The organism is Dyadobacter sp. SRI_021 (assembly GCF_057586235.1).
Genome location: NZ_JBYCZM010000006.1, coordinates 454,209 through 472,078, shown reverse-complemented (window position 1 = coordinate 472,078; position 17,870 = coordinate 454,209). Strand labels below are relative to the sequence as shown.

Annotated in this window: 16 protein-coding genes; 8 read left to right on the top strand and 8 right to left on the bottom strand. The window is 49.9% G+C overall.

Annotation, left to right across the window (positions count from 1 at the left end):
- Positions 1 to 131: 131 nt before the first annotated feature.
- The 8 genes from AC2YIT_RS20965 (at position 132) to AC2YIT_RS20930 (ending at position 9,683) form a co-directional block, all read left to right on the top strand.
- The gene (locus AC2YIT_RS20965) at positions 132 to 1,442 is read left to right on the top strand and encodes a site-specific integrase (RefSeq protein ID WP_487280468.1); all 1,311 of its coding nucleotides are present in this window, start codon (positions 132 to 134) and stop codon (positions 1,440 to 1,442) included.
- A gap of 445 nt (positions 1,443 to 1,887) precedes the next feature.
- Positions 1,888 to 2,040, top strand: a complete 153-nt coding sequence (locus tag AC2YIT_RS20960; protein WP_487280544.1) for a CcmD family protein — start codon at positions 1,888 to 1,890, stop codon at positions 2,038 to 2,040.
- Between the two features lie 1,010 nt (positions 2,041 to 3,050).
- Positions 3,051 to 4,043, top strand: coding sequence for an alpha/beta hydrolase (locus AC2YIT_RS20955; protein ID WP_487280467.1), 993 nt, complete (start codon positions 3,051 to 3,053; stop codon positions 4,041 to 4,043).
- A gap of 42 nt (positions 4,044 to 4,085) precedes the next feature.
- The gene (locus AC2YIT_RS20950) at positions 4,086 to 4,892 is read left to right on the top strand and encodes an alpha/beta fold hydrolase (RefSeq protein ID WP_487280466.1); all 807 of its coding nucleotides are present in this window, start codon (positions 4,086 to 4,088) and stop codon (positions 4,890 to 4,892) included.
- 117 nt (positions 4,893 to 5,009) lie between these two features.
- Positions 5,010 to 5,993: a bestrophin family protein gene (locus AC2YIT_RS20945; protein WP_487280465.1), complete on the top strand. Its 984-nt coding sequence runs from the start codon at positions 5,010 to 5,012 to the stop codon at positions 5,991 to 5,993.
- A gap of 17 nt (positions 5,994 to 6,010) precedes the next feature.
- Positions 6,011 to 7,018 carry a hypothetical protein gene (locus AC2YIT_RS20940; protein WP_487280464.1) on the top strand — a complete coding sequence of 336 codons (1,008 nt, stop codon included), beginning with the start codon at positions 6,011 to 6,013 and terminating at the stop codon, positions 7,016 to 7,018.
- Positions 7,019 to 7,117: 99 nt separating this feature from the next.
- Positions 7,118 to 9,199, top strand: a complete 2,082-nt coding sequence (locus AC2YIT_RS20935) for a sigma-54-dependent Fis family transcriptional regulator (RefSeq protein ID WP_487280463.1) — start codon at positions 7,118 to 7,120, stop codon at positions 9,197 to 9,199.
- Between the two features lie 166 nt (positions 9,200 to 9,365).
- Complete coding sequence (locus AC2YIT_RS20930) at positions 9,366 to 9,683, top strand: YciI family protein (protein WP_487280462.1); 318 nt, start codon at positions 9,366 to 9,368, stop codon at positions 9,681 to 9,683.
- A gap of 74 nt (positions 9,684 to 9,757) precedes the next feature.
- Here AC2YIT_RS20930 and AC2YIT_RS20925 read toward each other — a convergent pair whose 3' ends face one another.
- The 8 genes from AC2YIT_RS20925 to AC2YIT_RS20890 all read right to left on the bottom strand — a co-directional run bounded on the left by AC2YIT_RS20925 (position 9,758) and on the right by AC2YIT_RS20890 (position 17,840).
- Entirely contained in the window at positions 9,758 to 10,108 is a 351-nt protein-coding gene (locus AC2YIT_RS20925) for a YciI family protein (protein WP_487280461.1), read from the bottom strand.
- Positions 10,109 to 10,246: 138 nt separating this feature from the next.
- Positions 10,247 to 11,125, bottom strand: a complete 879-nt coding sequence (locus AC2YIT_RS20920) for a pirin family protein (RefSeq protein ID WP_487280460.1) — start codon at positions 11,123 to 11,125, stop codon at positions 10,247 to 10,249.
- A gap of 84 nt (positions 11,126 to 11,209) precedes the next feature.
- Positions 11,210 to 11,380, bottom strand: a complete 171-nt coding sequence (locus AC2YIT_RS20915) for a hypothetical protein (RefSeq protein ID WP_454523976.1) — start codon at positions 11,378 to 11,380, stop codon at positions 11,210 to 11,212.
- 56 nt (positions 11,381 to 11,436) lie between these two features.
- Positions 11,437 to 12,186 (bottom strand): SDR family oxidoreductase, encoded by a 750-nt coding sequence (locus AC2YIT_RS20910; protein ID WP_487280459.1) that lies wholly within the window; start codon positions 12,184 to 12,186, stop codon positions 11,437 to 11,439.
- Positions 12,187 to 12,358: 172 nt separating this feature from the next.
- Positions 12,359 to 15,010, bottom strand: a complete 2,652-nt coding sequence (locus tag AC2YIT_RS20905) for a sigma-54-dependent Fis family transcriptional regulator (protein ID WP_487280458.1) — start codon at positions 15,008 to 15,010, stop codon at positions 12,359 to 12,361.
- A 128-nt stretch (positions 15,011 to 15,138) separates the two neighbouring features.
- Positions 15,139 to 16,002, bottom strand: coding sequence for a hypothetical protein (locus AC2YIT_RS20900; RefSeq protein ID WP_487280457.1), 864 nt, complete (start codon positions 16,000 to 16,002; stop codon positions 15,139 to 15,141).
- Between the two features lie 776 nt (positions 16,003 to 16,778).
- Entirely contained in the window at positions 16,779 to 17,099 is a 321-nt protein-coding gene (locus AC2YIT_RS20895) for a helix-turn-helix domain-containing protein (RefSeq protein ID WP_487280456.1), read from the bottom strand.
- 168 nt (positions 17,100 to 17,267) lie between these two features.
- Positions 17,268 to 17,840 (bottom strand): antirestriction protein ArdA, encoded by a 573-nt coding sequence (locus AC2YIT_RS20890; RefSeq protein ID WP_487280455.1) that lies wholly within the window; start codon positions 17,838 to 17,840, stop codon positions 17,268 to 17,270.
- Positions 17,841 to 17,870 lie beyond the last annotated feature (30 nt).

Below are 17,870 nucleotides of genomic sequence, written 5' to 3'. Positions count from 1 at the left end.
ACCTATACGATTTTCTAAATTAGGTAACCGAATTTCCGAAAATAGCTTGTGTGATGTGGTTTTGAGGAAATCGATGCGTCGCCTGCGGGAAGTCCCCGCAGGGAACATTAGATCACTTAAAAATGTGAAGGATGAAAAGCAATCAGAAACTTTCGATCCTCTTCTGGCTATTTAAAGCCAAATCAACCAAAGACGGCAAAGCGCCAATTTATGTCCGGATTACCATCGACGGGCTCGATGACGAAATCTCGCTCGGCAAAAAAGTGCACCCCGACGACTGGTGCAACCAAACCAAAAAGGTCACTGCCTCAGGCATGGAGGCCAAACTGATCAACCTTGCCATCGATCAGGCGCGCACCTCACTCACTTCCCAGTTCATGGTGCTGCAATCGCAGTTTGAATGCATCACGCCTACAATGCTCAAAAACGTCTTCAAAGGCAAACCTGTCGAAGATAAAGACGATGCTCCTAAGCAAGGTTTAAAGAAGCAGCAGACCCTGCTTCAAGCTTTCGACGAACACATCGAAAAATTCGAATTGATGGTCCAGCGCGGGATGCGTTCGGACAACACACTAAGGCACTGGCGAAAACTTAAAAGACACGTTACCGCTTTCATCAAGTTTCAGTACAAAGCATCTGACCTGAATTTTTCAGAGTTATCTGGTCTGTTTGCCGAAGAGCTCTACGAATACCTGACGCTCCACAAGCCCAAACCGCTCGCGGAGGTGTCTGCTCGTAAGGATGTAAAATGGACCAGGCAGATAGTGAAAATCGGCGTCAAGAAGGATTTCATAACGCGCAACCCGATGGAAGGTTTCAAATGCTCCGGTGGCGACGTCGAGGTAATTCCATTGGAGTTCGAACAGGTGGAGCGAATCCACCGAAAGAAATTGCATGTTGAAAGACTGGCTGAGGTGCGCGACGCTTTCATCTTTCAATGCTTTACCGGTTTTGCTTACCAGGACATTTATGGTCTCACTCGTGATAGCATAACGCTCGTGGGTCCGAAGAGAGAAAGGTGGCTGGTTCGGAAACGAGGCAAAACGCAGGTCGGCGAAATGGTACCGATACTGCCGATTGTAGAAGAGTTGATTGAAAAGTACAAGAACCATCCCTACTGCCTTGCCCACGATAAACTTATTCCAGTGAACAGTAATTTCAGGTACAATACCTATTTAAAGGAGCTGGCAGACCTCTGCGATATCCGTGACATCACAGGAAGTATCAGAAGGCTTGACACTCATGATGCCAGACATTTCTTCGCGGATATGATGCTGAATAATGGCGTGCCCTTGGAAGATGTGAGCAAGATGCTCGGCCATAGGAACATTCGGACGACTATGCGATACTGTCGAGTGAGAAAATCTCGAATCAGCGAGAATGTAGGAATAGTTCGGGAGAGGTTATTTACCAAAACTGGCAAGCTTCGCCAGGCTTCATAAAAGTTGACAAAGCCAGCTGACTCGGCGCAAGCAATTTAATGCTTATCGCCGGGTCAGCTGGAACGTTTTTGTGTGTGGAGATCTCAGAAGAATCACTTCGAGCACCCCAAATTGCGCTTCTCTCGCTTAGAAGTGCCCTTTCACTGTTTTTGAAAATGAGAATATATTCCTGATTCAGTTCAGACCGAAACATTCGGAACCTGGTTTCAACCAGCATGATCAGGACAAAAGCATTACAATGATTATCCGGCCCGCATTTATTGGATTTACCTTGTTGGACCTATGGATAACCCAACTCCGGTTCAGAATGAGAAGAATCAAGAAAGTACTTGAAGAGCAGGATGTGAATCAAAACACAAACGAAACATCCCTGACCCGATGAAAGCATTTTCCAAACGCGTTTCCAAACTGTTTTTGCCTTTATTAGTCCAATTTCCCTAGTGGGCTGTCGCAATCCCAGGGACCAGTGTCTGATTTGCTCCGCCAGGACGGCAAATTATGGGTCGTTATCATAGTTATTACAGTCGTTTTCACCGGACTTATCTATTGCATAGCCGGAATGAACCAACGGATAAATTGGTTGAAAAATGGCCGCTAATTTTTAATGAAGACTGACTTAGAAAATATCCCTCCGGTTGAGAAACTGAATACTTGCCACCGCGTCCAAAACAATAACCATTAGGCTTATCAGCAGGTATGAATAGCGCCACCTTCCCATTTAACACAGTTCCCGGTGATCTCACTGAACATAGCAGGCGAGTACGGACACGAAGCAAAAAGTTTTTCTCCCGTCTTCCATTAACGCGATCTATAAAAGAAAATTAGCGAAACTTAAAAGTGGATCTCACGGATTGCTAGGGATTTTAGATTCATTATTGCCAATAGAACCCGATTTAGGAACCTCTTACATATCTTCTACCTCAGCCATTTGCCCATGTGCGATACATTGTAATGACCATGTCCTATTGGGGATGAATTTTATGAACCCTTGATCTCATTTTGAAATCCCAGAACCTGATTCGACTCAGTGTAGAGACTTCCTAATTTGTAAATCTCGGAAAAGTCGGTTCTCGAAATGTGCTATCCCACGCTCATTTGCCGCGTCGGCAACTGTCAACGGATCCGGTAGAACCCGACGCCATTGTACAGACGTTCACCAGTAACCGCACTGTATTTAGCGGCAAAGCAAGTGATTGCACGAAATACCGTTAGAAAATTCAGGTTTGCAATTTATATATCACTGTAAATCAGCCTATTGAAATACTGGCACGAGCCTTGCAATTTAAACTATCTGCACGGCGGATTCACTGGTGATACATTTCGAAAGTCCTAACGTGGCAACATCAAGACGAAAAGTCAATATCGATTTCAAACGTCTAGTACAATCTCGTTTGACATCAAGACTTTGCAGAAGATTTCCCCTTCATCGAAACGAAGATGACGGGTGCCGGCTCACCGGGGGCTGCTGTAAGAGGTGTGCACTTTCCACACGTTCATGCATGTGACAAACCAACGTCGGCGCGCCGTTCCCGCGAAGTCCGATCAGCAACATGGTGATTCAATGGATGGGAAATTTTCGGGATTAACTAAAAAATGATGTAGAAAAACATGAAGAAGAAACAAAAAAAGCAGTCCGTGAAGGACTATGTAACGGACCCTAACCTGTCCAAAGAAGTCAGGGAATTTCTGAAAATCATCAACACGTCCGGCGGGCCCGCGCTTGAAACGCTTCCGCTTTCCGAAGCGCAGGCCGGCCTCTCCAAGGCACAGGCATCGGTGAAGGTGGATGTGTCAGGCGTGACAATAGATCTGAAAACCATTACCATCGACGGGTACACGGTCGACCTCCACATCGTCCGTCCAGAAAATGTCAGTGACACTCTACCGGCGTTTATGTTCATCCACGGCGGCGGCTGGATACTTGGCGACTTCCCAACGCACCACCGGCTGGTCCGCGACATTGTGCTCGAATCGGGCATGGCGGCCGTATTTGTCAACTATTCCCGCACCTCAGAAGCCCGCTATCCGCAGGCGATCAACGAAATCTATGCGGCCACGAAATGGGTTGCCGACAACGGGCACTTGATTAATGTAGACGGCAGCAGACTAGCCATTGTAGGCAACAGCGTGGGTGGCAACATGAGCACCGTTACTTGTCTGATTGCAAAGGAGAAAGGTGGACCACAAATCCGACTTCAGGTGATGATGTGGCCTATTGTAGATGCCAACTTTGAGACAAAATCTTACCGAAAATTTGGAGAAGATCGTTTCCTGAGCACCTCGTTGATGAAATGGATGTACGATCTCTACATCGAAAACCCAGAAGAGCGAAAGGCCATTTACGCCTCGCCGCTCCAAGCCACTTTAGAGCAGCTGAAAGGCCTGCCACCGGCACTCATCCAAACCGCCGAAAATGATATTCTTCGCGACGAAGGCGAAGCCTATGGCCGCAAACTCGGCGAAGCCGGTGTGCCTGTAACCATTGTCCGTTACAATGGGATGATTCACGATTTTGGCCTGCTGAACGGTCTGGCCACCTTGCCCGCCGTTCGTTCGCATATCCGCCAGATCGGCGCGGAGCTCAAAAAGTACCTGGCCTAATATCATTGGTGTTCAAAAATCAACCCTAATCCAGTTAAAACCATGTCAAAATTTAACTCAATATTCATCGGAGTGATAGCTACGGCATTCTTTGCATTCGTTTCCCACCAACAGATCGAATTGCACCGAAGGTCCCAAGACCCCAAAAAGGGCGTCAAAAACATCGTGCTGGTTCACGGCGCATTTGCTGACGGGTCGAGCTGGTCAAAAGTAATCCCGCTTTTGGAAGCGAAAGGCTTCAAGGTGACTGCGGTGCAAAACCCGCTTACCTCGCTCAACGGCGACGTAACTGCCACCAAGCGCATTATCGCTATGCAAAACGGACCGGTACTTCTGGTGGGACACTCGTGGGGTGGCGTGGTAATCTCAGAGGCCGGCAACGATCCGAAAGTAGCAGGCCTCGTATATGTAGCCGCGTTCGCACCGGACAATGGTGAGTCGCTCAACGACGTTGCTAAAACCGCGCCCCCCGCACCAGGTAACGAGCAAGTCCTGGCCGATTCCGCCGGCTTTCTTTCCCTCACGCCCAAAGGCATTTTCGAGGATTTTGCGCAGGACCTGCCTTTGTCCGAGCGCAAGCTGATCCTGGCCGCTCAAGGCCAGTGGGCTGCATTCACAACAGGCGAGAAAATAAGCACGGCTGCCTGGCGCGAAAAACAGTCGTGGTTTATTATAGGCGGAAACGACAGAATGATCAACCCCGTCTTGCAGCGCAGATTGGCGAAAAAGATAAATGCGCAGTCCCTTGAACTAAATTCCAGCCACGTGCCGATGCTTTCGCAGCCTGCAAAAGTAGCCGCGTTTATCGCCAATGCAGCCAGCAATGTGGACAGTAGAGGGTTGGAGTAGAAACCCGCGTGCATTTTGCGGCTGCGGCTTGGCCGGCGTCGCAGAACCGGAGAGGATTATTAGTTTTTGAAAGCTACACAACTATAAAACACGATGCATATAGGTAAATCTTATCGATTGAGCGAATTTCTCGTCTGGACGCGACGGAATACGTACATACTCTTTTTTCTGGGGCTATTTCCGGTGATCATTCATGAAATATGGGGCCTAAAATGGCTGAATGTCCCTTGGCCGGTGGTCGCACTTTTGGGTACAGCGACAGCATTTACAGTAGGTTTCAAAAATACGCAAACCTACAATAGGGCAGCGGAAGGGGCGCGGCTCTGGACGGATATTCTGAGCCTAAGCCGTTTTTGGGGCACCATTAGTGTCGATTTCCTAAATAATTCCGCGCAAAGCAAGGAGTTGATCTACCGCCACATCGCCTGGCTCACCGCCCTGCGCTATTACCTGCGGGAGGACCGGGTATGGGAGAGCAACGAAAAGAGCCATAACAAAGAGTATCAGCAATTTTTTAATATCCCCGAACGCGTACAGTCGGTCGAAACACAGCTAAAAGAGCTTCTGTCGGCCCACGAGCTGGAACTTGTACTGCGGTCACGGAACAGGATGGGCAAAATACTCGCGCTGCAAAGCAAAACGATCAAATCGCTGACCGATCGCGCGGAACTGGCTGCGCCCCAGTATGCCGCAATGCAACAGATGATGAAAGATTTTTATGCCGTGCAAGGCAAATGTGAGCAGCTCAAAGATTCGCCCTATCCGCGTCAGTATGCGGTGATCAACAACATTTTTGTATGGACGTTCTGCTTCATGTTGCCGTTCGGGATCGTACATGATTTTGATCTGCTCAACCAGGTCGTCGACGCCCCCCTACGTGGGTATATGGCGTGGGTGACGATCCCGTTCAGCATGCTCATTTCGTGGATGTATATTTCGCTCGAACAGGTGGGCGAGAGCACCGAAAACCCTTTCGAAGGAAGCGCGAACGACGTTCCGATCTCGCAAATTAGCCAACAGTTGAATATAGAACTTCGTGAAATGCTGGGCGAGCGCGAGCTGCCCGAGGATTTGCAGCCCTACAATAACATCATCCTTTAAGCCAGAATCAAACGAACATGGAAACACTTAGCCCCGAGATTATTAACCCAGCTCCGATCCTGACTGACCTGAAAATGCACTTGAAAGAGCCAACAGTGTCACAGCACATGTACCTGCGTCGCCCGACGGCAAGCGGTTCTGCGAATTTTTCCATATGGGACTTCGGTATCAACGCTTTGGCTGTACGTGAATCGGCCTTGCCAGAGGTACTGCAACGGATGGGTATCCGCAGCCTTACACTAAATGTTACACAAGATCTGAGCCCGCTCCATCGCTTGAGCAGCAACATCCCGCATGCCGGTAGCGAGGAAGACAATTGGCGCTATCTCATGAGCGACACGGTGACGAATGTGTTGAAGCCGTTTGTAAGGAACTGTTGTGCCATCGCATTCGATGACTGGGCCAGCCTTTCCGGGGCCTCCGGCCTTTGGAACAGCCTGTTGCAAGGCACCGTCCGTTCCGTGGGCATCCACAGGCCTGAATTCATCTTCTACCTTGGTGACCCTTTCACCCGAAGCTCGTTCCAAGTGGAAGAAGCGATCGGTATCATTGCCGATTTTTCGAAATTCGGGCGAGTTACCATTGCACTGGACGAAGATGAGGCTATTAAACTCTGGATGGTGTTGAACGGCGTGCATGAATACGGCATCGTTGTAAACCAGACTTTTCCCGATTTGAAAAGGAAATTCGTTTCCATTTTCCGATCCATCAATATCGATCGTCTGCTTGTGTATTCGGCCATGCAGGCGATGCTTTTCTCCCAGCATAGCCAGTTACTGCTGGCACGGAAAAAGGTGGCGCCTAGTTTTGAGATAGCACCCCAGGCCCGCGAGCATTTCATAGAGGGCTTCTGCATGGGCCTGGCCCGAGAAATGGACATCGTCCGATGCCTGGCATTGGGGCTCATTGTTTTCGGTTCGCGGAGCGAAAATGGGCCGAGTGCTACCCGGCAGGAGCTTTTCGACTACATTGATCGGTGGATGGACGAGCTTCAACAGCAGGAAATCATGTATCTTTACCAGTAATATCATCAATCATTGGGAAAATATATTTCCACAACGACAGGTTAATCAAAGCGGGAATGAGCCGTACCGCATAAGAGACTTGTTGAAAGGCAACCTGCTATGCTTGGAAACGAACAACTTGTGGAGAGGGAGCGGATCAACGAAGTCCTGCTTGAGTTGAGCAACAGAATGGTGAAAGTCCGTAACCGGAAAGACCTGTTGCACGTCATCAATTCGGCTTTGCGAAAGGTGATCAACTTCACAGCCTCTGTCATGACGATCCTAGATGAGGCGCGCCAGACCTACAATGCTTTTCTGACAGATCCGGAGTCCAAGTCCAGGGATTACGACGCCTATAAAGAAGCGATTTCCAAGCCTTATCCGGTGGCAGATGGTATCTACGACTTAGCGGCAAAATCGGACAGGCCCGTATTGTTCAATCTGCAAAATTTTGATGTCGATCACGGGCCGCTATGGTGCAAGCTGCATTACGAGGCTGGTGCGCGGGAGATGATGATCAAAGCGCTGCCGGGCGAAGATACACGCAGGCATAGCCTCATTCTTTTTTCCGATGAAACGGGTACCTTCAATGAAAGCGCCGTCCAGATTATCGAGCGCATTTCCAGCCAGTTATCGACGGCAGCCAGCAACATCACCGCCAACGAGGAAATTCTGAACCGAGAAAGCGAAAAGTCTTTTCTGCTCAATTTCAGCCAGAATATCGCCGCCGTGCGAACGAAAGAAGAACTAGAATCGGCCATTTCCGAAGCCCTGCAGCATCTGCTTGGCACCCGGCTCGCGATGATTCGGATTATCGAGGACGACGGCGAGACATTGACCCCGTACTTGTGGGATATATCGCTTTTCACCCCCGTAATGGACCTGTTTGACCAGCTTGCCAACCGCAGGGCCACGGTGCATGAATATTTCTTCGCACAGGTACTCGCCAGTAAGGAGCCCATCGTCATTGATATCGCGGAGGAGGAACGGAAAGGCAGCAGCCCGGCTTACGTCGATTTCTGGAAAAAGTTGGGGCTGAATTATGTGTACGCTTCGGCCTTGCGCGTAGGCGAACAAAATGTCGGGACGATGTTTTTCCTCTCCGACCAGCTTAATCTGAATGTGCTGAAAGGTCTTTGCGCGCAAATTTCCATCGCAATTTCAAATATCCTGGCCAATGAAAAGCTACACGCTTACAAACAGCTGCTTGAAATTGAGAACGATCAGCTGAAAGAACAGATCCGGACGATCTACAACTTCTCGGAGATCGTCGGCAGCGGCCCGGAAATGCAGGATGTGTACCATTTAATGTCGTTGGTGGCCGAATCGGCTTCTACGGTACTCCTTCTTGGTGAAACCGGCACAGGTAAGGAGTTGATCGCCCGTGCCATTCATAATGCCTCGCCGCGGAAGAACAAACTGATGATCAAGGTCAACTGCGCCGCATTGCCAGCCAATCTGATTGAAAGCGAATTATTTGGCCACGAAAGAGGTGCGTTTACGGGAGCGGTGGAGAGGCGCATCGGCAAGTTCGAGTTGGCCGACCGTAGCACTTTGTTTCTCGACGAGATCGGCGAAATGCCCCTGGAAGCGCAGGTGAAGCTCCTGCGCGTTTTGCAGGAAAAAGAGTTGGAAAGAATCGGCGGAAAAACGACCATTAAGGTAGATGTGCGCGTTATAGCCGCAACTAACCGCAACCTGGAAGAAGAAGTGAAAGCCGGCCGGTTCCGCTCCGACCTCTATTACCGCCTCAACGTATTTCCTATTGTGCTCCCGCCGCTCCGCAATCGCCGCGACGACATCATTCCGCTGGCGCATTTTTTTGTGGATCGGTGCAATAAAAATTCAGGCCGGAAGGTGACCGGCATCTCGCCCAAAGTCATTCAGGAACTGCAAGCTTATCCCTGGCCCGGCAACGTCCGCGAACTGGAACACCTGATCGAGCGAAGCGTTCTGCTGAGCAACGACGTGGTTATCCGGGAAATCCATTTGCCCAAACAACAGCCGGAAGACAAGACATTGCCAGTCCTGCCCACACAAACGCTCTCAGAGGTGGAGCGCGCCTACATCATAGAGGTTTTAAAGCAGTTTCAAGGCAAAATTTCTGGCCCGGACGGCGCCGCAGAGTTCCTCGATATTCCGGCTACGACGCTTCATTCCAAAATTAAAAAACTGAAAATCAGTAAGGCTGATTACTTCTGAAACGAAAAAATTTGCCGCTGTATTTCGCCTTTGTTATCGTCAAATGCCTAAATATCGCGGCAATTCACATTGCACCTTTTCCGTAACTCCTTTTTAAATAACCAGTTGGATATTTGGCACAGCTCTTGCTGCATTGTATGCTCTGACCATGACCACATATTAACGAATGGAGTTCTTACTGGTTTTTAGAAGGAATCATCAAAGCGCTATTCCGCCATTGGAAGAGGAAGAATTGATCATGTACCGCAAGCATTGGCAGGACTGGTTTCTCAGCCTGGCCGCACGCCAACGACTCACAAGACCGGTTCAACGGTGGGATGCGGGCGGCATAGCGGTCAGCAGGGAAGAAGAGGTCAAAGTCGATGTCACCGTTCAGGGGTTAATCTTCATCGAAGCCAGTGATTATGTCGAGGCGGTCGCCGTTGCCAGGGATTGCCCGATCTTGCTCCTGGGAGGGATTGTGGAGATCCTGCAAGGTAAATAAACCTTAACCTAACTTCTTAAACCTGAACGCCCCGTACAAAGCTGGGCGTTCAGGTTACTAATAGACCGTCGGAATTATTGCACCGGCGGTATCGCCATCCGCACCTCCACTGATGCGCCGAATTCGATAATAGGGCAACCACTGGCGATCTCCACAGCCTCGTCGTAGTTTTCGGCCTGAATCAGAAACAACCCACCGATCGACTGTTTGTTTTCTACAAACGGGCCTTTGATTACCTCATTGCCTTTTTTGATCACGCGACCGTCCATGTCCCATCTTTTTGGGGGAGCCGCTAAACGACCTTTTGCACCGATACCGGCCACCCAATCCTGGTATGGCTTGACAGCAGCTTGCATTTGCGCAGCAGTAGGTATCGGATCTGAGCTGGTAATGTCTCTGTGGATTGCAATCAGAAAATCATTCATTGTTTAAAAATTTAATTGGTTAATAAAAAAATTGAAATAAACGATCATTGGTTGATCAATAGCGGCTTCCGATGTATGGAATATCGCAAGCTTGTTTCGGAGAATAGTGTGCGGTAATGCCGCATGTCAGGTTGAATTTTATGTAGCTAAAACAATGGTTCTGACATTCCCTTCGATCCGGATAAAACCCATCCGGCCCTCTTCGAAATCTGAAATGGCCTTGCCAAGCTCCTCTTGCGAACCCATGGCCATAGCGCCCGCTGAGAAGATCGGCTCGCCGAGGGGCTTGCCGCTCAGGAAAATGATCCTGGCATCGGAAACAGCAGTTAAGAGCAGTGTTTCCTGCTGATCAGAACGCCCGATGGCCACCACTTGGCCCATAGCGATATCCCAGGATTTGTGATCGTTGGCTAAAACGGCCTTCCCGGACATGACGTAAATGGTCGCGGTCCAGCCCGTCGGCAGATCATGCCTGAACGCACCGCCCGATTCGATCGCAATATCAAGGAATGTCAGACAATCGGGCGTTTCGATAGGATTGCGGATTGCGTCCGTATGCCCGGTAACTACCTTCACCGTCGCTCCGTTGTGGCTGCTCACAGGCATTTCGCGGCTGTCAATAAACAAGGCCTGTGGTAGCTGCTGCTTTCGGCTCGCGGCCGTATTTAGGAATACCTGCATACCGTGTACGCGAGAACCTTCCGGCACGGGAAACTCCGTATGTACGACACCCCGGCCCGCCCAGGTCCACATTAGACTGCCGGGTGAAATCATGATGTCCGTCCCGGACGAATCGAGATTGTGGTAATGGCCGGAATCTTCAAAAAGATAACTCATTGCCGACATACCTGCATGAGGATGGGGGCCAAAGACATCAGCCGTCAATTCGAAATGGTCGAAACCGATCAATGGGTCCAAAAGTCCATTGAAATGGATCGAGCGTACTTTCCGGGTAGCAAATTGCCCATCACCCGAACTAACGGTTTGAAATACTTTGGATACCTGTAAATGCTTCATGACTAAAAGGAAAAACTGTGCTAAACGATCCGGACCGTCCGGAATGCGCCAGGTAGGGAATGCAGGCTGTCTGCCTGCGGGTGGTTACTCGTCATCCTCCAGCGGCTGCTCGTGCATCCGGAGCGCATCGTCCATGAATTCGCTGCCTTCGAAGGTATGATCTTCATGGTGGTGGGTCTCCGTGGAAAGTATCTGGACTCCGTGTTTGTAGTCGTCGTCGCTGTTATCGTACATCATGGGCATAAACAAGTTCATAGCCGTAGTTGTTTTGGTTTAGAAATCGGTTAATAAATGAACGCTCACTGTGGATGTTACACGTTGGTCGTTTTAAACCAGTCGGCGAAGCTCACTAAGCCCGTGCGCGCATCGCCCGCAGGAAGTAGTACCACGTCCGAAAGCAGCGCGCCGTAGTACCGGGCCTGGCTGTCGGTCACCACCGAGCGGGTGTCACCTTTGAGGTTAAGGAACTTCTGAACGAGCTCCGCAAGACGGAAACGTTCTGGGCCGGCAATCTCGACAATTCCGTTGTGGGGTGTGTCGAGCGCAACCTCTGTTACAGCCGCAGCCACATCATCTGATGAAATAGGCTGAACATAGGCTGCCGACAGCCGCACGATCTGCCCCTGGGTGGCCGACTGCGCAATGCCGCCCAGAAACTCGAAAAACTGCGTGGAATGGACGATGGTATAGGGTATACCCGACTCTCGGATGAGCTTTTCCTGCGCGATCTTGCCACGGAAATAGCCGCTTTCCGACAGCAGCTGCGTACCTACCACCGACAATGCAATGTGATGTTTCACGCCCGCCTCCTTTTCCGCCGCAAGCAGGTTGGTGCCCGAGGTTGTAAAGAAATCGAGCACGGCCTGGTCTTCGAAAGAAGGTGAATTGGCAACGTCTATCACAATGTCGGCGCCCTTCAGCGCCTCCGCCAGTCCTTGGCCTGTGATGGTGTTAATGCCTGTTGCTGGTGAGCCCGCGATTACCTCGTGGCCTAGGTTGGTAAGGTTAGTGACAACTTTGGAACCGATAAGGCCACTTCCGCCGATTACTACGATTTTCATGAGTGTTAAAGATTTTGGTTCAAAAACACTTCATAAAGATCAATCGCCATACCAAACTAGCAAGCTATTGATAATAAACAAATTACCTGTTTGTCATTATAAAAAACCACGCGATATTTCGCCTATTAACACGGGTCGGCTTTGTATATCGCGTGATTTCGTTTTGTTCAGCTCAATCTGCCAAGTACTGACGTTTCGTAATGCCCAGCTTCTTGATTTTTGAATGCAGTGTGGTGGCAGGCATTCCTAGGTATTCGGCAGCCCCACCACGACCGGCGAGCTTTCCGCCGCACCGTTTGATGGTTTCGATAATGTGTGCCCGCTCCACGTCCTCCAACGTGCCCACCATTGTGGTGAACTGCGATATCCCATTGGCCTTCTTGTTAGGCAAGTATACCTCCCGTATCATCGGCCCGGTCGACAGCAGTACACACCGTTCCATCAAATGTTCGAGTTCCCGTACATTACCGGGCCAGGGATAGCTCGTAAGTTCGTGCAGCACTTTGGGCGAAATTTTCTTGACTTTCCGGCCGGTGGCTTTACTGTACCGGTCCACAAACAGGTGTGCGAGCGGCACAATATCGTCGCGCCGGTCGCGCAGGGGTGGCAGGTGGATCGGAAAGACATTGAGGCGGTAGTACAGGTCGGATCGGAACCGGCCTGCCTTTACCTCTTCTTCCAGGTTCCGGTTGGTAGCCGCAATAATGCGGACGTTCACTTTGATAGTTGTTTTCCCGCCGATCCTTTCCAGCTCCTGCTCTTGTAAAACGCGCAGCAGTTTCACCTGCGCTTCCAGCGGCATTTCGCCGATCTCGTCGAGAAACAAAGTACTATGGTCGGCCAGTTCAAACTTGCCTATCCGGCGTTCCAGCGCGCCGGTAAATGCGCCCTTCTCATGCCCAAACAACTCACTTTCAATCAAATTGGCAGGCAATGCGGCACAGTTGATCTTGATCATCAGCTTATCTTTCCGAGGCGAAGTGCTGTGGATCGCTCTGGCGATCAATTCCTTTCCTGTGCCAGTCTCACCAGTAACGAGGACAGTCGAGTTAGATTCCGCCACGAGGCTGATCAGCTCGTATACCTGCTGCATTTCCGGCCCGCTGCCAACGATCTCGTTGAAATTGTACGTCTGTTTGATCTGCTCTTTCAACTGGCTGTTCTCCATTTCGAGCATCCTTTTATAAGCCAATATCTTTTCATTGGCCTGAATGTTGGCAACGGCTGTCGAAATCTGCGAGCAAATACCTTGCAGGAGTTCACTTTTCAGGTTATCGGTGAGCAGCCAGAGTGTACCAAGGTCGGCCTGGGCACTGCGCAGAGGCGCCGCAAAAATATATTGAAGCCCTGTTTTCGCCCAATGCTCTACAAAAGGATTGTCGGGACAGGTCGTAAGTTCTTTTTCAACGTTGAGGATTACACGGTCTTCGGAAGCGAGTATTCTGGCGGTAATCGGTTTGTCGACGCTGCCGGAAACTGCTGCCAATGCATCGAGCTGCCCGGCATTTTCGAAGAGCGTCTTGTCATGCATGAGGGGTTCCAAAGTAAAATTATCGTCAGCGATCAGGTTGATCAGGGCCAGCCTGACGTTCTGTACGCGGCTTAGCACCTTAAAAACGGCATTCTTTAAATCCTCCTTCGTACGTACGCGTGAAATTTCATTGCTGAAACCGAGCAGGAAACTTTTCTCCTGCTCCCGTTCGATGATCTCCTCCGCAGCCAGCACATTCGACATCGCCACCGAGATCTGCGATCCGATCGCCTGCAACAGCGTGAGATTAGCCTGCTCTATACCCAGCCACAGCACGCCGAGCTTCAAATCGCCATTGCGCAATGCGATGCCTACCATTGTTTTAAGGCCCATGCGCTGCCATATCCAAATGTACCAGCTTGTGACGCCCCGGCTGACCTCCGCGTCGATGTTAACCTGCAGCGGTATCGCGCTGTCGAGCACCCGGTTTTGCAGGCCGTCGGAAATCGGGAACTGTCCCTGGGTCAGCTCGATTCTGTCCTCATCGGAAATCTGGTTAACTCCCAAATCGTATGCGTAAGTGTTCATGGTTTGCCCGTCGGGATTGATCCGCCGGATACTGAACCCGCGCATGAGGTTGAACCGGACCAAGGTTGTGCGCACCGCGTCGACGAGTTCCTGCCGGTTGCGGACCGCGGCCAGGCCAATGCTGCATTCGAGCAGGACTTCATTGATCCACTCCTTTTCCCTGATCTGCTCGTTCTTGATGATATTGGTGACCGCGCTGGAAATCTGCGGTGCAATGCTTTCTATTATGCCGACGAATTCCTCCGTGAAACTGCCCGGACGGTCGGTGTACATATGCAGGAAGCCGATGATCTCGTTCTTGCTTTTCAGAGGCGTCATCAGGATTTCCCGAATACCCCTTTCATAATTCACTCGCAGAAAAGTGGGGCTGCCCGGCAGGTCCATCACATCTTCCATCCAATACAAAACCGGCTTGCCGGCATCGAGTACACCCTCTATGAATGGGCCGCTCAGGGGAAAATCGGAGTCGACCAGCGTGGCATAGATCGGGTGCGTCTGAATGGGCGATGATTTCGGGTCGAGCAAAAACGGGCGGTACGAGGTCCGCTCCGGGTCGATTAGGGTTACGATCGTATGTTTAAAGTAGAAACGGCTCTTAATGCGGGAAGAAAACAGCGCGATCAGGTCATTCTTGTCACGGATCTGCGTGATGTCGTCACTTAAGTCGAGCAGTATCTTGCGCTGTTTTTCCAGAAACTCCCTGGTCTCTGGATTTTTGGGAAGCGCTTCCTGAGCTTCGCGCCCGTTCTGGATATTTTCTTTCATACTAGATGTGATGGCTGATCTGCCACGGCGAAAGAACTGTATCGCATGATAGGGGCAGATGTACGAATTTAATGAAAGTGGGAACGCAAAGTGGCGATCCGAAGAAAGTAACCCCTGAGAACGGGCACTCAAATGCTGTTTGCCCATCCAGACAAGAAACGCTCTACTGCGGCTTTGACCGGTTCGTCACCGGAAATAGAACCGGCCGTAGCGATGCCTAGTAGCAAGCAGTGCGAGGGTTCCATGCCGATTTTCAGGCCTGATGCGTAGCCTTCGATGAATTTGTCGCGCTCGCGCTCGTGGTGCATATATGCGGGCACCGGCGGGCGGGTGACCTCAAAATAGAAGTCTTGCATGATCAGCGAAGCATTAGTTTCAGAATAGATAATAAGACGCCGCACGTCCAATGTCTGGAAAAGTGTCCTATAACGCCCTCTCGCGTCGGGATCCTTCATGCTAAACTCCGCAATATCCTTCCCTCCGAATAGTACCGACCATACGCCCCAGGCTTCCCGCTCATCCAACGCAAGAGTTACATTGCCACTGTGGGTGAACCTGCCCATTACATCCAGGATTTCATCCACGTCGAAAAAGTGACGGCTGGCAGGATTGCCGAGGTAGAAAATGAATTCCCAGTCGTTGCGTGCCAGCGGGCGAATTACATCGGCCAATAGGCCGTACCAGACATCGGCGGCCTGGTGCACGTCCGTCCAGTCGGAAAAGGGGATGACGCGGCTTTGGGAAAACAGTTTTTTTAAGACTTCCATGCCGGTTTGGGAAACGATGTCGCGCCATCGGGAAACCTTTGTTGAGGTGACAGAGGCGGCTTGCGCTGCTCCCGCCCTGATTCCCATCAGTTGCAGCAGGGGAGCATTGTCTTCGGAGGCGAAACCGGACACAAAGTCGGTGTCACCGAGCATTCCAACGGCCTGTGAGACGGAGCGAAGTATTGTACGCGTCGCGTCTGCCGTCAGGGATTGGCGATTCATCATGTTGAGTTTGGATACGATGCTCACTAAGTGTAAATACTTATACCCAAAAGCAATATGTTGATTATCAACAGGTAATTTGAAATGGCACCACAAAAAAGACACTGTATTTCGTCATTTCCCGTTTGGGTTACGAAATACAGTGTATATCGAAGTATCCATACCTGTATATGCCAATATCGCAGTCTGCTGCTGCATTTCTTTCAAAAATACTTTTCGCCGGTATCTAAGCTACCGAACCCGCTCGCTGTTTCTAATAATTTCTATAATTCTGGCTGTTTTAAGTTGCCTTGAAAACTTCGCTGTGGGTTTGTTGAAAATTCAGGTTAATTTCCCGTCCAGCGCCGAGTGTTCAGCAATAAAATTGGATTAAGCATTGGGTATGGGGCGTCTTGAACGGCTTATATAACTAAGCTAGGAGTACCGGAAGAACTGACATCTTTTTATTGGTGTCTCCTGTCTCATTCAAAGCAAAAAGCACTATTAACGAGCATTTTTTTGCTTTTGCCATCTAAGGCAATCTATTTGAGCAAGCAAAATGGGGTTGAACAGGCCCTTCGCCTTGTTAGCGGCGTCTTGTATACCACACCCACGACCAAGCAAGTCTCTTCCAATTTTTCATCGGCTTACCGTTCACATTTTGCCATAGCTGTATTTGGTAATGGCAAAAAAACTGGCTGCTTCGCGAGCCGTCGATCCTTGCTGCAAAAAATAAACCTCGACATGAATTTCGTCTGGCGGGCACCCGTTTCCAAAGCCGGCTAAGAAGCGTTTATGCCTCATTTGACCGCAATAGTTTTAAACTTTTCGAACATTTTATCAATATCTGACCGCTCGTAGTAGATCACGCCGCCAATCCGCATAAAGCTGAGCTGGCGACTTACACGCATGGCGTGCAGCTTGCCTGGTGAGACATCGAGCAACTTCCTGACCTCCCGAGATTTGAGCCATTGTTTGGAATGCTGAGAGCCTCCACCTGCCAGCAGCCGTCTCATTTCTGAGAGCATTTGCTCTTTAAACTTTTCAAGATCCGCCAAAGTGACTAATTGATGCGTGAACAACGCCGAACGCTCCTCTGATTGCTTGTCCTTCTTTTCCATTGCTGCCTGCTTTACGTTAACAATCAAAAACATCGATTGACACGTGCAGTCGATGTTTTTGATCGAAAAATAATAGTCAGCATTTGATGCTTGCTTCCTCTCTTTCCTAGTGGAACAAAAAGAATAAGGTGCCGTTAGATGCGGCCCGCATCTAACGGCACTTTGCCTTCAATAATCTGTGAAGATATGACCTTCGTGTTCGCTGTACCCTTCTAAAAACAAGTCTTTGGCGAAGGCTTCATAGTCGAAGTACCTTTCAAGAGCTTGTGGCACACCTGACAACAAACCTGTGTCTTCGATATATTGATAGGCATATTCAAGTGTAGCGTCTTTCCCAGAGCCGCCAAAGAACCCTTGGTAGCTTTCCTGGAAACTTTCGATTTGGTCTTCCACCTCGTAGCCATTAGATGGCCAATAGTTGATCTGCTTACAGTAAATCTCGAACGCTTCAGCAGTCTCATCGTCCATTTCGCCGCTGGCCCCAAAGTAGGCGAACGCTTCTTTGTGAAGGCTGCATTCTGATATCAAAAAGTCCGGGATATTTTCCCAGTCCTGGAACATGAGCTCCGGACGGCAGCCGTCGCTGTCAAATTCATTCCGATGAAACTCAAAACAGTCTTGAAGAAATTGTCTGAGATCAGAATATTCCGTCAGGTCAAACCATTTACCGAACAGCGAACCACTGCTATACTGACCATAAGTTCCAACATAGATTTTTGGAGCATTTGCGAGATTTCTCATGATTGAAAGGCATTTAAGAGTAGCTATGGC

Bases quoted from the DNA above. Each gene is read 5' to 3' on its own strand.
- AC2YIT_RS20965 (WP_487280468.1), top strand. From the start codon at position 132: ATGAAAAGCAATCAGAAACTTTCGATCCTCTTCTGGCTATTTAAAGCC.
- AC2YIT_RS20955 (WP_487280467.1), top strand. From the start codon at position 3,051: ATGAAGAAGAAACAAAAAAAGCAGTCCGTGAAGGACTATGTAACGGAC.
- AC2YIT_RS20950 (WP_487280466.1), top strand. From the start codon at position 4,086: ATGTCAAAATTTAACTCAATATTCATCGGAGTGATAGCTACGGCATTC.
- AC2YIT_RS20940 (WP_487280464.1), top strand. From the start codon at position 6,011: ATGGAAACACTTAGCCCCGAGATTATTAACCCAGCTCCGATCCTGACT.
- AC2YIT_RS20935 (WP_487280463.1), top strand. From the start codon at position 7,118: ATGCTTGGAAACGAACAACTTGTGGAGAGGGAGCGGATCAACGAAGTC.
- AC2YIT_RS20930 (WP_487280462.1), top strand. From the start codon at position 9,366: ATGGAGTTCTTACTGGTTTTTAGAAGGAATCATCAAAGCGCTATTCCG.
- AC2YIT_RS20925 (WP_487280461.1), bottom strand. From the start codon at position 10,108: ATGAATGATTTTCTGATTGCAATCCACAGAGACATTACCAGCTCAGAT.
- AC2YIT_RS20920 (WP_487280460.1), bottom strand. From the start codon at position 11,125: ATGAAGCATTTACAGGTATCCAAAGTATTTCAAACCGTTAGTTCGGGT.
- AC2YIT_RS20915 (WP_454523976.1), bottom strand. From the start codon at position 11,380: ATGAACTTGTTTATGCCCATGATGTACGATAACAGCGACGACGACTAC.
- AC2YIT_RS20910 (WP_487280459.1), bottom strand. From the start codon at position 12,186: ATGAAAATCGTAGTAATCGGCGGAAGTGGCCTTATCGGTTCCAAAGTT.
- AC2YIT_RS20905 (WP_487280458.1), bottom strand. From the start codon at position 15,010: ATGAAAGAAAATATCCAGAACGGGCGCGAAGCTCAGGAAGCGCTTCCC.
- AC2YIT_RS20900 (WP_487280457.1), bottom strand. From the start codon at position 16,002: ATGATGAATCGCCAATCCCTGACGGCAGACGCGACGCGTACAATACTT.
- AC2YIT_RS20895 (WP_487280456.1), bottom strand. From the start codon at position 17,099: ATGGAAAAGAAGGACAAGCAATCAGAGGAGCGTTCGGCGTTGTTCACG.
- AC2YIT_RS20890 (WP_487280455.1), bottom strand. From the start codon at position 17,840: ATGAGAAATCTCGCAAATGCTCCAAAAATCTATGTTGGAACTTATGGT.